Annotated in this window: 11 protein-coding genes and 1 pseudogene; 4 read left to right on the top strand and 8 right to left on the bottom strand. The window is 70.3% G+C overall.

The genetic code is table 11. The annotated features are described in order from the left end of the window. Positions 1–386: 386 nt before the first annotated feature. Positions 387–692, top strand: a pseudogene (locus ABD901_RS06345) (transposase); the annotation flags it as partial. Positions 693–740: 48 nt separating this feature from the next. Here ABD901_RS06345 and ABD901_RS06340 read toward each other — a convergent pair. The 3 genes from ABD901_RS06340 to ABD901_RS06330 form a co-directional block, all read right to left on the bottom strand. After that, positions 741–1,262, bottom strand: coding sequence for an RICIN domain-containing protein (locus ABD901_RS06340; protein ID WP_345122224.1), 522 nt, complete (start codon positions 1,260–1,262; stop codon positions 741–743). Between the two features lie 749 nt (positions 1,263–2,011). Beyond that, positions 2,012–2,785 (bottom strand): aminotransferase class IV, encoded by a 774-nt coding sequence (locus ABD901_RS06335; RefSeq protein WP_345122222.1) that lies wholly within the window; start codon positions 2,783–2,785, stop codon positions 2,012–2,014. A gap of 42 nt (positions 2,786–2,827) precedes the next feature. Then, positions 2,828–3,295 (bottom strand): Lrp/AsnC family transcriptional regulator, encoded by a 468-nt coding sequence (locus ABD901_RS06330; protein ID WP_345122220.1) that lies wholly within the window; start codon positions 3,293–3,295, stop codon positions 2,828–2,830. 69 nt (positions 3,296–3,364) lie between these two features. Between ABD901_RS06330 and ABD901_RS06325 the strand changes: the two genes are divergently transcribed. Genes ABD901_RS06325 through ABD901_RS06315 form a run of 3 tightly spaced genes read left to right on the top strand, consistent with a single transcriptional unit; the run spans position 3,365 to position 5,801 of the window. Beyond that, on the top strand, positions 3,365–4,351 hold the full coding sequence (locus ABD901_RS06325) for a Glu/Leu/Phe/Val dehydrogenase dimerization domain-containing protein (protein ID WP_345122218.1): 987 nt from the start codon (positions 3,365–3,367) through the stop codon (positions 4,349–4,351). A 42-nt stretch (positions 4,352–4,393) separates the two neighbouring features. Next, positions 4,394–4,948 carry a hypothetical protein gene (locus ABD901_RS06320; protein WP_345122216.1) on the top strand — a complete coding sequence of 185 codons (555 nt, stop codon included), beginning with the start codon at positions 4,394–4,396 and terminating at the stop codon, positions 4,946–4,948. A gap of 49 nt (positions 4,949–4,997) precedes the next feature. Next, positions 4,998–5,801 carry a maleylpyruvate isomerase family mycothiol-dependent enzyme gene (locus tag ABD901_RS06315; RefSeq protein ID WP_345122214.1) on the top strand — a complete coding sequence of 268 codons (804 nt, stop codon included), beginning with the start codon at positions 4,998–5,000 and terminating at the stop codon, positions 5,799–5,801. Between the two features lie 60 nt (positions 5,802–5,861). On the opposite strand, the gene ABD901_RS06310 is transcribed toward ABD901_RS06315, so the two are convergent. Genes ABD901_RS06310 through ABD901_RS06290 form a run of 5 tightly spaced genes read right to left on the bottom strand, consistent with a single transcriptional unit; the run spans position 5,862 to position 14,121 of the window. Next, positions 5,862–8,780, bottom strand: coding sequence for a glycoside hydrolase family 3 protein (locus tag ABD901_RS06310; protein WP_345122213.1), 2,919 nt, complete (start codon positions 8,778–8,780; stop codon positions 5,862–5,864). Between the two features lie 15 nt (positions 8,781–8,795). Further along, complete coding sequence (gene yicI, locus ABD901_RS06305; protein WP_345122210.1) at positions 8,796–11,126, bottom strand: alpha-xylosidase; 2,331 nt, start codon at positions 11,124–11,126, stop codon at positions 8,796–8,798. A gap of 21 nt (positions 11,127–11,147) precedes the next feature. Beyond that, positions 11,148–11,960, bottom strand: coding sequence for a carbohydrate ABC transporter permease (locus ABD901_RS06300; RefSeq protein ID WP_345122208.1), 813 nt, complete (start codon positions 11,958–11,960; stop codon positions 11,148–11,150). Continuing rightward, positions 11,957–12,829: a carbohydrate ABC transporter permease gene (locus tag ABD901_RS06295; RefSeq protein WP_345122206.1), complete on the bottom strand. Its 873-nt coding sequence runs from the start codon at positions 12,827–12,829 to the stop codon at positions 11,957–11,959. Before ABD901_RS06295 ends, ABD901_RS06300 begins: the two co-directional genes overlap by 4 nt. Beyond that, positions 12,826–14,121, bottom strand: a complete 1,296-nt coding sequence (locus ABD901_RS06290) for an ABC transporter substrate-binding protein (RefSeq protein ID WP_345122395.1) — start codon at positions 14,119–14,121, stop codon at positions 12,826–12,828. Before ABD901_RS06290 ends, ABD901_RS06295 begins: the two co-directional genes overlap by 4 nt. Positions 14,122–14,226 lie beyond the last annotated feature (105 nt).

Raw genomic sequence — 14,226 nt, 5'->3', positions numbered from 1 at the left:
GCGATCCGGAAGGGTCGCCTGTGGTGTATCGCACGGCCCAAGTCGGGTTGCGGCTGACCCGTGCGCGGCGGCGGCGGTGTTTCGGGTTGCTGCGCTCGGCTGGTGATGTGTGGGCGTGCGTGCTGGAGGTCAATGCGTGGCGGCGGCAGCGCCGGGATGCGCCGCTGGCGTCATATCAAGCGTTGTGCCGGGAACTGGCCGCAGCCGGGCCGGGCACCTTCGGCGACCTGCCCAACCTGGTCAATGCTTGTGGTCACAGCACTACGTCGTGTTTCGAAAGAGCGACGACCCGACCGCCGCCGCCGTCCACGCCGTGGCCGGGCGCCTTCCCGCGCCAGCCGCCTGACCCAGGCCGGGTGGCGCTGACTTCTACCGACGATGTGTCGGTGGTTCCTCGTAGCGAGCTGACTGACGCGGACTGGACGGTGATCGCGCCGTTGTTACCCCAGCCTGGGTCCAGGTCCGGGCGGTGGCGTGATCAACGGCAGGTGATCAACGGGATTCTGTGGAAGTTGCACACGGGTGCGCCGTGGAGGGATCCGCCGGAGCGGTATGGGCCGTGGAAGACGTGTCATGATCGGTTGACCGCGGACGGCACGTGGGAGCGGGTTCTTGCCGCGGCGCAGGTCCATGATGATGGTCAGCCGGTTCATGACAGTCAGATAAGCCAGGCGCAGCAGCACGAGGCAGGAACAGTGCCGCGACCTGCGCACTCCGGGCGCGCAGGTCGCGGCGTCTGATCAGGAGAACACCCAGCGCTGGTTGGTCGAGCTCGCGGCGCACGGCCATGCGAGAACGCCCGAATGCTCGACCCCGTTGGTGTAGTCCTGGTCGAGGCACTGCCCGCTGGCGTGGTTCTGCAGCTTGTAGGAACCGTCGGATTGCTTGTTCAACTCCCACAGTTGGTTGGCGTCCCCGTTGCACACCCACACGAGCACGCCCGAGTGCGGAACCCCGTTGGTGTAGTCTTGGTCCAAGCACCCGTTACTGCCCACGTTGCGGATTGTGTACACCTCCTGGATTCCAAACTTGATAAACTCCCAGGTCTGGTTGGGCTGCCCGTTGCACACCCACGCGAGCGTGCCCGAATGCGGAACCCCATTGGTGAAGTCCTGGTCTAGGCACTTGCCGCTGCGCTCGTTGTGCAAGATGTTGTACGGCGACACATCCGTTGCCTTGGCCGGCGCGGCCCAGGCCCCGGCCGCCGGGGCGGCCATGACCAGAGCCAGGGCAACGGCGATAGAGACGATGGCACGTCGCATCAATGCTCCCAACAGAGCGATATTGTCGCGCGGACTCGTCAGGCATGCGCCGAGCACACGGCAAAGGCCAGCGGGCCCGGCCGCATGCGTTTGGCAGTCGTTTTCCCGCGACGGAATGCGGAATCAATTCCCCGTGAATTGACTACGGCGCCCCGTGCGCCGCACACGGAGAGTTTAGTGTGCGTCGACGCCTAGCGCAATGCGTCAATGCCGAATACTCGGCGTAATGACGTCAGCGAAGCAATATGGCCCGAGCCGCCGACGAGCAATTTGTGGGGGTGAGGCACAGGACCTCGCGCGCCGAAACGGGTCGGCGCACGCGTTATCCACAGGCGGACCTTCGCCCTTGAACGTCGCACCGAAGACCCGGCTCCCTGAACCCATCCATTGACATCGGCCAACGGGGAAGCAGTGTCGGGGCCGACCCATCCCATCTAGCAGCGCCCGCCACGCGGTCTGGAACTCCGCCGTCGCCTCCTCGGCCCGGCGCAGCACCTCGGTCCGCGCCGCGTCGACCGTGCCGGCCGTCACCGGCTACTCGGCCGTCAACGCCTGGACCACGTTCTGCACCTGCACCTGCACCGCCCACTGCGCGTCGGGTCAGGTCATGGCGCCTCGCTGCCGATACGCTCGGCACGAGGTCTCCGGTCTGGTATTCGGTTTTGCTTGGTCGCTAAACCACCTACCGGAGACCTCTTCAGTTATCGAACACCGCCATGCCCGCAACCGGCCGCCCTTACGAAACCCGGCTAGAGGGCGTCCCACGGGATCGTGGATTCCGCCTGCGTCAGGGCGGACATCAGCGCGGGATCGATCGGGTACTCGACGTCGTCGATGCGGCGGACCGCCGTGATGCCGATCGAGTTCGTCACGAACGCGGCCCGGAACGACGGGAGGTCCGACAGCTCGACCCGGGCGGTCCGTGACGGGATGCCGGCCTCGGGCAGGCGTGGGGCGAGCAGCTGCATGGCGATGCCGGCCAGGTGCGGCGCCGTGGGCCAGGTGACGGTCGTGCCGTCGTAGAAGCCGACGTTGTGGATCGCGGCCTCCTCCACCGCGCCGGTGTGGTCGACCAGCAGTGCGTCGTCGAAGCCCGCGGCGACCGCCTGTGCGGCGTGGTAGCCCTGACCGAAGCCGCCCAGGTGCTTGATGTGTGCGGCCGGGCGCTCGTACCGGGCCGAGCGCAGTGCCAGTGGCGCCGCAGGCGGGGACGCCGGTGGGCGGACGAGGACCAGGACGCGCAGCTCGGCGGGGTGGTAGATCATGATGCGGACCGCGGCGTCGGCGATGTCACGGACCGCGTGCGCCGCGTAGGCGCGGACCTGGTCGGTGTCCAGGTCGACCGACCACAGCTCGCGGGTCGCCGCGGCCAGGCGGGACAGGTGCAACGACAGGCCGCGGACGCGGCCGGCGCGCAGCTGCATCGCGGTGAAGTGGCCGTAGCCGGTCAGCAGGGGGTGGTAGAGGTCCTCGAGGCGCGGCTCGCGGCCGTCGACCTCCAACCGGATCGGCGCCGTCGTCACGATGGTCAACCTTACCGTTCGGCGGGCCCGGGGCCGGCTCCGCTACAGGTCCAGTGGCGCCACGACCGGTGTGCGGGAGTGCTGGTAGATGACCGAGCTGCGGAAGCCGACGATCTCGCGGCGCTTGCTGAACTTGTCCATGAGGAACGCGTGCAGCGAGTCGACGCCGGGCACGGCGACGTGGACGAGGAAGTCGTCGCCGCCGGCGACGACGAAGAACGACAGGACCTCGGGCAGGGTGCCCAGGTAGGCCTTGAACGCCTCGATGACGGTCCGGCTCAGCGGCCGGATCTGCACGTGCAGCAGCGCCTGGACGTGCCGGTTGAGGGCGGGAAGGCTGACCTCGGCGTGGTAGCCGGTGATGACGCCGCGCTCCCGCAGGGCGCGCACGCGCTCCAGGCAGGTCGACGGCGCGATCCCGACGGCGGCGGCGAGCTCCCGGTTGGTCTGGCGGGCGTCGCGCTGCAGCCGCTCCACGATCGCCGCATCAAGTTCGTCCACGGCCACCATTGTAGGCGTTTTGCCGAACGATGTTCGGTGAGGCTTATGTGGTACCGCTGCCGCCTCTAGGTTTTGGGCATGGAACACGAACAGGTGGTGATCCACCGGGGCGCCCGCTCGGGGCTGCCCGTCATCGTCGCCGTCCATTCGACGCGGCTCGGGCCGGCGCTGGGCGGCTGCCGGATCCGGGCGTATGACGGCTGGCGCGCCGGTCTGGACGACGCGCTGCGGCTGTCGGCGGCGATGACGGCGAAGTGCGCAGTCGCCGGGCTGGCGCACGGGGGCGGCAAGACGGTGGTGGCGCTGCCGCCGGGGACCGTCCTCGACGCGGATTTTCGTTTGGCGGTACTGCACGACGTCGGCGACGCCATCGAATCCCTGGCCGGTGGCTACGCGACGGGCCCGGACGTCGGGACCGGCCCGGCGGACATGGCGGCGATCGGCGAGCGCACCCGGCACGTCTTCTGCCGCCCGGTCGCGGCGGGCGGCAGCGGCGACTCCTCCCCCGCCACCGCCGCCGGCGTGATGGCGGCCCTGCGGGTGCTGGGCGGCGCCAGCCACGCCGTCGTCGGCCTCGGCAACGTCGGCGCCGACATCGCCGCCCGCCTCCTCGCCGCCGGCAAGCGGGTGGTGGTCACCGACGTCGACGAGGCCAAGCGGGCGCTGGTGCCGGGAGCGGAGTGGGTCGCACCGGACGAGATCCTCGGCGCCGACGTCGACGTGCTCGTCCCGGCGGCGCTCGGCGGGCTGCTGACCCCGGCGAGCGTGCCGCGGCTGCGCTGCCGCGCCGTCGCCGGCCCGGCCAACAACCAGCTCGACGCGCCGGCGACCGCGGACCTGCTGCACGCCCGCGGCATCCTGTGGGCACCGGACCACGTGGTGAGCGCGGGCGGGGTGGTGTACGCAACGCAGGTCGAGCTGCACGGCGCCACCCACGAGGCCGCCCTGGCCCGCGTCGAGGGCATCGGCGACACGCTGCGCGGGCTGCTGACGGCGGCGTCCGCGAACGGCACCACCCCCGCCTTCGAGGCCGAGGAACTGGCCCGGTCGCGGCTGCTGACCTAGGCGGGACCGCACGCTGAGCGCGGCCGTGTATATATTGCCGACGTGTCGAGCGTCGATGCCATCCCTGCGCCTGCCGGAGACGCACTGACCTTCCGCAGCCGTCGGTGGCGGGTGTTCGGAACACTGCTGTGGATCTTCGCGTCCGTCTGGATCCTGCTGCAGGTCGCCCTCATGGTGCTGAGGGTTGCCGTGTCAGGCCGTGCGCCGATCATGTTCGACGTCGTGTCGGCCGCGGTGGGTGTCGTGGTGTTTCCAACGGTAGTTGCGAGCGTTGTCATGCTGAGCTGGAGGCGGCGCCCGGCCTGGGTACGAGTCTCGGCGGCCGGCGTGGAACTTGCGGCAACCCGTCGGCAGCCGGTGTTGCTGCCATGGTCGGCGGTCCGGGCGGTGCGGCTGCGCTATCGCGGCCCGTTCACCGAACTGCTCGTCACGCCGTCCGGCCTTGACGCTGACGCCGTGGCACCGATCTGGGCGTGGGCGCCACGGCTGCACCGCCGGTCGGGCGCCCCCGCCTTCGTGGTCGACGTCGGCATGCTGACGCCCGGGCCATCCGTCCTGCTCGCCGAACTCGACCGGCGGCTGGCCGCCCGCGCTTGACGCACTCCGCACATCGGACGCACAACGAACCTACAGAGAGGTCAATCCAATGACCGAGCTGAACGCGGAACGCGCCCGGCGAGCGATCGTCGAACACACCCGACGTCTGGCGGAATCAGCCGCCGCGGCCGGACCTGACGCCGCCGTGCCGACAGCCCCGGCGTGGACCATCACCGACCTGGTCGAGCATGTGGGCCAGACCCAGCACTGGGTCGCGGAGATCATCGAGCGGCGCATCACCGATCCCGCACAGCTGCCCACGGAGATGGCCGTACTCCCCACCGACCCCCGCGAGTGGCAGGCGTGGCTGTCGGATTCCGCGCAGCGGGTCGCGAGCGCGTGCTCCGATGACGCGCTCGACGCGCCGGTGTTCAACCCCGCGGGGGACGAGCGGCCAGGGACGCGATTCTGGATGGCCAGCGTCCTCAACGAGACGGTCGTCCACGGCTTCGATGCAGCCAACGCGGCGGACCGACCGGCCGACATCAACGCCGACATCGCGGCTGCGCTCATCAGCAACCACCTCGCGATGCTCACCTCCCCCTCGTGGCAGATGCAGCGGTCCGAGTCCGCCCACGCCATCCGGGGCACCGGGCAGACCCTGCAGTGGCTGGCCATCGACGCCGCGGACGACGCGCGCGCTTGGTTCGTCGAACGGCGGCCTGACGGGGCGACGTGGCAGGCCGGAACCCGGCAGGCCGATGTGACGGTGACCGGCCCGGCGCGATCGCTGCTGCTGGCCTTGACCCGACGACTCCCTCTCACCGACGGCGAAGCCACCAACATCAGCGTCGACGGCGACACCGACCTCGCCCAGCACTGGCTCGACAACACCGCCCATGTCAGCGGCTGACCGGCTGATCGAAAGCACAGAGGACCGGCGCCGCCCCACAAACGGCGCCGGTCCGGATCATCAGCGCAACGCGAAGGTCGACAGGCGGGCCGGGCCGCCGAAGACCAGGTACACGTCGTGCCGCCCACCGGTGCGGGGCAAAGCCGCCGTAACGTCGGCATAGCTGTATACGTCGGCGGTGGCGGAGACGTTCACCGTGGCGAGCAGGCGGCCGTTGACGGGGTCGTCGAGGCGCACCTGCAGCGTCGTCGGGCCGCCGGGGCCGGCGACACGGGCGGTGAACGCCGCCGGGTTGCCCCGCAGGTCGGCGTCGGCGAAGCGCAGCCACTGTCCGGCGGCGGTCGCGGCGACCGCGGTGCCGGACGCCTTCGACTCGTCGGTCAGGATCGTGCCCTGGTAGGCGTCGAAGTTCTCGGCCCGCACCGAGCGCAGGTCGCGGGGCGGGATCGTCTCGCCGCGGACCTGCACCTGGGCGGTGGCCCGGATGTCGGCCGACGACGAGCCGATCATGATGTCGTGCGTGGCGTCCTCGACGACCCAGCGGCCGCGGGTGACGTCCCAAAAGCGCAGGTCCGACGCGGCGAGCGTGAAGGTGACCCGCTTCGTCCGGCCGGGGTCCAGGTGCACGCGCTGGAAGCCGCGCAGCTGCTCGACCGGCTGCGGGACGCGGGAGGCGCGCTGGTGGGTGTAGAGCTGCACGACCTCGTCGCCGGCGCGGGCGCCGGTGTTGGTGACGTCGAGGGAGACCCGCACGGTGCCGCGGGCGTCCATTGTGGACGCCGACACCTGCGGCCGTCCATAGTGGAAGGTGGTGTACGACAGGCCGTACCCGAGCGGGTAGAGCGGGTCGCCGGTGTAGTACTGGAAGGTGCGCTTCGAGCCGATGACGTCGTAGTCGGTGATGGACGGCAGGCCGTCGGCGGTGCGGTACCACGTCTGCGTCAGCCGGCCGGATGGGTTGCGGTCGCCGTAGAGCACGTCGGCGAGGCCGTGGCCGGTCTCCTGGCCGCCGTGGCTGGTCCACAGCAGCGCCGGGGCGTTGGCCTGCTCCCAGTTCAGCGCCGTCGGGTAGGAGTTCTCCACGACGACGACGGTGTTGGGGTTGGCGGCCCTGACCGCGCGCACGATCGCCTCCTGGCCGGCGGCGAGGTCGAGGCTGGTGCGGTCGTGGTCCTCGCGGCCGTTGATGAACGGCATGCTGCCGACCACGACGACGGCGGCGTCGGCGCCCTTGGCGGCGGCGACGGCGCTGTCCACGCCGCTGGTGAGGGTCTCGCGGGCGAACTCGGTGGCGGTGTCCGCGGTGGCGGCGCCGAGGTTGAGGGTGCCGTCTGGCTGCACGACGACGTACGGGGTGTGGTAGGACGGCGCCCAGTCGTAGGCGGACTCGTAGCCGGCGTAGCGCAGCACCACGTTGCCGTCGGGGCGGGCCTCGAGGGAGAACTGCTGCTGCACGAACCAGCCGTTGGGCTGGGGCTGGTCGGCGGCGAAGCCGGACCAGTTGTAGCCGACGGTCTTGCCGTTGGCGACGTTGCGCAGGGTGACGATGCCGGAGCCCCAGTCGAAGACGTCGAACTGGGCGGCCGGGTCGGCGGTGGCGGCGGTGGCGGACAGCAGGGCGCCGCCGCCGGTGACGTAGCGGCCGGTGCCGGCCTGCTTCAGGGCGATGCGGTCGACGCCCTCGCTGAAGGCGACGGCCGAGCGCTCGGCGATGCCCTGGCGCGGGGTCACCTTGTAGGGCATGTTGCCGCCGTACCAGTCGCTGTAGACGGTGTCGGCGAGGGGGCCGACGACGGCGACGGTGCCGCCGGGGCGCAGGGGCAGCACGCCGGTGTTCTTCAGCAGTACCGTCGACTCGGCCACGGCCTGGCGGGCCAGGCGCTGGTCGGCGGCGAGGTCGGCCCTGACGTTGCCGTAGGGGCCGCCGCCCGGGTCGAACTCGCCCAGGCGGAAGCGCAGCGACAGGTTCTGCTTCACGGCGTCGTCGATGTCGGCGACGGTGAGCAGCCCCTGGTCCAGCGCCGAGTGGATCGCGGCGGCGGTCGCGGCCGGGTCGGTGTTGTCCTGGGTGAAGCTGTTGAGGCCGGCCTTGATGGCGGCGGCGTCGGCCTCGGCCTGGGTGGCGTAGTAGGCCTCGGAGCCGGTGAGGTTGCCGGGCGCGAAGGCGTCGCTGGGGTTGAACAGCGGCTGGCTGCTCCAGGCGCGGATCGCGTCGAGTTCGGGGCTCACGGTGTTCGGGCGGCCGTTGACGAGGTTGTAGGACGGCATGACGCCGGTGGCGGCGCCGGCCTGCAGCGGGATGCGGAACGCGGGCTCGTCGTACTCGTGCAGCACCCGCGGCGGCACGGACGCCGAGTTGGTGTCGCGGCGGACCTCGTTGTTGTAGGCGAGGTAGTGCTTGAGGGTCGGCGCGGCCTTGAGGTAGGTGGGGTCGTCGCCGGCGATGCCGCCGGCGTAGGCGGTGGCGACCTGGCCCGTCAGCCACGGGTCCTCGCTGTAGCCCTCCTCGTTGCGGCCCCAGCGCGGGTCGCGCAGCGGGTTGACGACGGGCGCCCACAGGTTGAGGCCGAACACGTCGGGGTTGGCGGCGTGCTGGGATCGGGCCTCGTCGCCGACGGCGGAGCCGATGCGGGTCAGCAGCGCCGGGTCCCAGGTGCTGGCCAGGCCGATCGCCTGCGGGTACTGCGTCGCCGTGGCGGTGACGACGTCGCCGTTGTGCTGGTAGTCGTTGGACCAGGCGATGCCGTGCAGTGCCTCAGTGCCGGACTTGAACAGTCCGATGCCGAGGCGCGGTATCGCCGGCTGGTACTGGTGCAGCAGCGAGATCTTCTCGTCGAGGGTGAGCCGGCCGACGAGGTCGTCGACCCTGACCCGCATCGGCAGCCGCGGGTTGCGGAAGTCCTCGGCGGGGCGGTCGGCGACCGCGGCCGGTGGCGCTAATGCGAGGACCAGGGTGGCGACGATGGTGCTTGTGTACATGCGGTGCCTCCTGATTCAGGGGAGGTGCACGATCACCTGCTCGGTACCGGGGTCCGCCTCGATGAGGACGCCCGCGGGTTCGGCGCTGCTTGCGGGAGCGAGCCGGCCGGCTGCGACGGCCGCCACCGTGGCGACGCCGGCCAGCTGCACCCGCCAGGGCGCCGCGCTCCCGCCGCGGCGCACCTCGACGACGGTCCCGGTCCGGCGCACGGTGAACGTGGCGGCGGGCCGGCCCTGGAGGTCCGGGATCTCGACCGTGACCGTTGCGCCGTCGGCGGGCTCGTAGACCCGCAGGGTGACGCCGTCGGCGTAGTCGTAGTCGGGGCGGTCGTCGCGCGCCCCCAGTGCGATGACCGAGCCGGGCCGCACGAACACCGGCAGGTCGCCGATGCCGTACCGGCGCCGGATCCAGCCCGGACCGGTCAGCACGTCCCCGCCGCGCAGGTCGGTCCAGCGGCCCGCCGGCAGGTAGAAGGTGGTGTCGCCGTCGGCGCTGAACACCGGGGCGACGAGGATGTGCTCGCCGAGCATGTACTGCCGGTCGAGGTGTGCGCAGGCGGGGTCGTCGGGGAACTCCAGGGCCATGGGGCGCATCACCGGCACGCCCTCGCGGTGCGCGGTGACCGCGGCGGCGTAGAGGTACGGCATGAGCCGCGCCTTGAGCCGGGTGAACTCGTGCAGGACGGCGACGGCGTCGTCGCCGAACAGCCACGGCACCCGGTAGGACTCGTTGCCGTGCAGCCGGCTGTGCGAGGACAGCAGCCCGAACGGGATCCACCGGGTGAACACGGCCGGGTCGGGGGTGCCCTCGAAGCCGCCGATGTCGTGGCTCCAGAAGCCGAACCCGGACATGGCCAGGGACAGCCCGCCGCGCAGGCTCTCGGCCATCGACGGGAACGTGGACTCGCAGTCGCCGCCCCAGTGGACCGGGAACTGCTGGCCGCCGGCGGTCGCGGAGCGGGCGAACAGCACCGCCTCGCCCTCGCCGCGGTGCTCGCGCAGCACCTCGAAGACGGCCTCGTTGTACAGGTGGGTGTAGTAGTTGTGCATCCGCAGCGGGTCGGCGCCGTTCGCCCACACCACGTCGGTGGGGATGCGCTCGCCGAAGTCGGACTTGAACGCGTCGACGCCGAGGTCGAGCAGGGCCCGCAGCTTGCCCTGGAACCAGGCGCGGGCGTCGGGATCGGTGAAGTCGACGAGGCCCATCCCGGCCTGCCAGCGGTCCCACTGCCAGACGTCGCCGTTGGCGTGGCGGACCAGGTAGCCGGCCGCCGCGCCTTCGGCGAAGAGCTTGGAGCGCTGGGCGATGTACGGGTTGATCCAGACGCAGATGCGCAGCCCGCGGGCCTTGAGCCTGGCCAGCATGCCGGCCGGGTCGGGGAACGTGGCCGGGTCCCACTCGAAGTCGCACCAGTGGAACTCGCGCATCCAGAACGTGTCGAAGTGGAACACCGACAGCGGCAGGCCGCGCTCGGCCATGCCGTCCACGATGGACGTGACCGTCGCCTCGTCGTAGTCCGTGGTGAACGACGTGGACAGCCACAGGCCGAATGACCAGGCGGGCGGCAGCGCCGGCCGGCCGGTCAGGGCCGTGTACTTGCGCAGCACGTCGCGCGGGGTGGGTCCGTAGACGACGAGGTACTCGAGGATCTGCCCCGGGACGCTGAACTGCACCCGGGACACGGTCTCGGAACCGACCTCGAAGGAGACCGGGCCGGTGTCGTTGACGAAGACGCCATAGCCGCCGCTGGTGACGTAGAACGGCACGTTCTTGTACGCCTGCTCGCTGCTGGTGCCGCCGTCGGCGTTCCACACGTCGACGACCTGGCCGTTCTTCACCAGCGGCCCGAAGCGCTCGCCGAGGCCGTAGACGCTCTCGCCGACGCCGAGTTCGAGCTGCTCGCGCAGGAAGTGCCCGTCGGGGGTCTGCAGGGCGGCCATCGCCTTGCGGGGGCTGCCGGTGAGCACGCGGCCGCCCGCGATGAAGTCCACCCGCCAGTCGCCGAGGCTGAACCGGGCGCTGAGCTCGCCGGAGGTGAACGTGACGTGCTCGTCGTCGCGGGTCACCTTCGGCGCGGCGGCCGGGTCGGCCTCGATGCGGAAGTGCGGGCCGCGGTCCACGCCGCCGGTGTGCCGGGCGATGCGCACCGCGACCACGTCCGGTGCCGGCGCCGTGCACTGCACGGTGAGCAGCGGGGTGTTGAGGGTGTCGCCGCGTGCGGCGACCCGCTTGCTCGGCGCGTACACGGTGAGCCGGTCGGCGCCGACCTCGACGTCGCGGACGTGCACGGGGTAGAGCGGCTCCACGCCGGAGCGCAGCTGCCAGTACCCGTCGGTGAACTTCATGCGGGCTCCATCGTGTGGTGCTTACTTGATCGCTCCCGCGGTGACGCCGCGGGTCAGAGTGCGCTGGAAGACGAGGAAGAACAGGACCGCGGGCGCGATGCCCAGCAGCGCCGACGCGCTGGTCGTGGTGGCGTCCATCATGCGTTCGCCCTGCAGGACGCCCAGCGCGACGGGCACGGTCTGGTTGTCGTTGGAGATGAGGAAGATGAGCGGGATGAACAGCTCGTTCCACGTCCAGACGAAGAAGAACGTGAACAGCACGCCCAGCGTCGGGCGGCTGACCGGTGCCACGACCCGGATCAGGGTGCGCAGCCGGCCGGCGCCGTCGATGGCCGCGGCGTCGAGCAGTTCCGGCGGGAACTCCGCCAGGACGCCGGCGAGCAGGAAGGTGCCGAACGCGCTCTGGATCGCGGTGAAGATGATGATGACCGCGAGCCGGCTGTCGTAGAGGTCGAGCTGCTTGGCGATGTAGTACAGCGGGTAGATGAGCGCCTCCTGCGGTACCAGATTGGCCAGCAGGAACGCGCCGAGGAACCAGTTGCGGCCGCGGACCCGCCCGATGCCCAGCGCGTAGGCGTTGAACAGCGAGAAGGCCACGCCGAGCACGGCCACGCAGCCGGAGATCAGGGCGCTGTTGGCGAGCTTCTGCCCGAACGACACCCGCTGCCAGAAGTCCGCGATCCCCTGGAACGACAGGTGGTGCGGGACGGTGAGGGGGCCGGCGGTGGCGTACTCCTGCGGCGTCTTCACCGCGTTGAGCACGATCAGCACGAACGGTGCGAGGACCAGCAGCACCACGACGAGCAGCGCCCCGAGCACGAACCAGCGCCTCATCGCGGCTGCACCCGGATGAAGACGTAGGTCAGCGCCACGATGAGGACCGTGAGCACGGTCGACATCGCCGAGGCGTAACCGACGTTGGCCCGCTCGAAGTAGTTCTGGTAGGCGAAGTAGGACGGCACGAGGGTGGCGTTGCCGGGCCCGCCGCGGGTCAGCACGAAGATCTGCGCGAACACCTTGAGCGCGGCGATCGTCGTGGTGATGAGCACGACCGCGATCTCGGGGCGGATCTGGTGCACGGCGATGCGGGTGAAGCGCTGCCACCAGCCGGCGCCGTCGAGCGATGCGGCCTCGTACAGCTCCGGGTCGACCCGCTGCAGCCCGGCCATGAACATCACGACCGGGTAGCCGATCTGCACCCACAGCATGACGGCCATGACGGTGTAGAGGGCGTAGCGGTCGTCGCCGAGCCAGTTGCGGGCCAGCCCGCCGAGGCCGATCTTGTCGAGGATCGTGTTCAGGGCGCCGTAGCTCGGGTGCAGGATCCAGCCCCAGACGATGCCGGTGACCGCCAGCGGCAGCACCTGCGGCAGGTAGAGGCCGGAGCGCAGCGCCCGGGCGGTGCGGTTGCCCAGGCGCGGCGCCACGTAGTCGAACAGCACGGCGGCGAGGAAGAGCCCCAGCAGCGTCGGCACGACCGCCATGGCGACGATCATGAGCACGATGTTGCTGAAGGACTTCCAGAAGTTCTCGTCGTGCACGAGCCGGTCGTAGTTGGCCAGGCCGGTCCAGCGCGGCGAGCCCACGCCGGACCACTCGGTGAAGCTGGTGCCGATCGTCATGAGCAGCGGGACCGCCACGACGAGCGACACCAGCGCCAGGCCCGGCACCAGGAACGGCCAGTACCCCTTGCGGTTCATCATCCGCCGACGTTCGCCCGGTTGTCGTTGTACGGCTTGGCGATCTCGTCGAGGACGGCGTCGGGCTTGGCCGAGCCGTTGATGAGCTTCTGCACGCCGGCGACGAGGACGTCGTAGTAGCCGGGGGCCGGCCAGTCGGGGTAGAACGCGATCCCGTCGTCCTTGGTGATGGCGTCGAAGTTGCCGATGAGCTCCTTGCTCTTGGCGTCGGTGATCTTCGAGGTGTCCGCGGCGACGGGGATGCCGCCGGAGTTGCCGAGCAGGTTCTGGATCTCGGGCTTCATCGTGATGTCGATGAAGTCATAGGCCAGCTGCTTGTTCTTCGCCTTGGCCGGCACGACCCACAGGTTGCCGCTGGAGCCCGGGTGCAGCTTGTTGCCCGGGAACAGGAACGTGCCCCACTGGAACGTGGCCTCCTTGACCATCCGGCCGTACCACCAGCTGCCGGAGATCATGATCGGGAACTTCTGCTGCTCCCAGGCCACGCCCATGTCCTCGGCCTTGATGCCGGCCGAGTTCTTGTCGATGTAGCCCTTCGACACCCAGTCGGCGAACGTGTTCGCCGCGTAGGTCAGCTGCGGGCCGTGGAAGTCGACCTTGTTCTTGTACAGCTGGAAGTCCTCGACCCACGCCCGGTCGGCCTTGCTCAGGGCGAGCAGGTAGAGGATCTGCTGTGCCGGGTACTCGGCACCGCCGACGGACAGCGGGGTGACCCCGTTGCGCTTGAAGGTGTCCATCGCCGTCTCGAGCTCGGCGAGGCTGGTCGGGACCTGCACGTTGTACTTCGCGAACAGGTCCTTGTTGTAGTACGCCATGACGTACTCGGCGTAGTTGGGCACGCCGTACCACTTGCCGCTGCCCATGACGCCGCGCTGGTCGTAGCGGGCGGTGGTGGCCAGGCCCGGGGTGAGCGCCTTGCTCCAGCCGCGCTTGTCGGCCTCGGCGGTCAGGTCGGTGAGCAGGCCCTGCTTGGACAGCAGGCCGGCACTGGCGTTGCCCTTGTTGTACTCCATGACGTCGGGTGCGTCGTTGGAGTTGAGAATCATGTTGGCGCTCTGGCGGATCTGCTCGAAGTTCTTCTCCTCGAACACGACCTTGACGCCGGGGTGGGACGACTCGAACTGCTTGATCGCCTCGTTCCAGGCGATGCCCATGGCGCTGTTGGCGCCCTCGTAGTGCCAGAGCTTGAGGGTCTTGCCGTCGCCGGTGGCCTCGCCGCCGTCGCCGCACGCGGCGAGGGTTCCGGTCAGGGCGAGTATGGCCGCCGCGGCGAGCGCGGCGTTGCGGATGCGCATGAACACGTCTGCTCCTGGGTGGGGTGTGGGGAGCCTCCGATGTAGTGCGGCGTTTCGAACCGGTTTGTTCAGAACCTTGTCGAAGCGCTTCGACAGCAGGTTACG

It is taken from the genome of Dactylosporangium darangshiense (assembly GCF_039537565.1).
GTDB lineage: Bacteria > Actinomycetota > Actinomycetes > Mycobacteriales > Micromonosporaceae > Dactylosporangium > Dactylosporangium darangshiense.
Note: the sequence above shows the minus strand (reverse complement) of the source record. Positions and strands in the feature narration are given on the sequence as shown.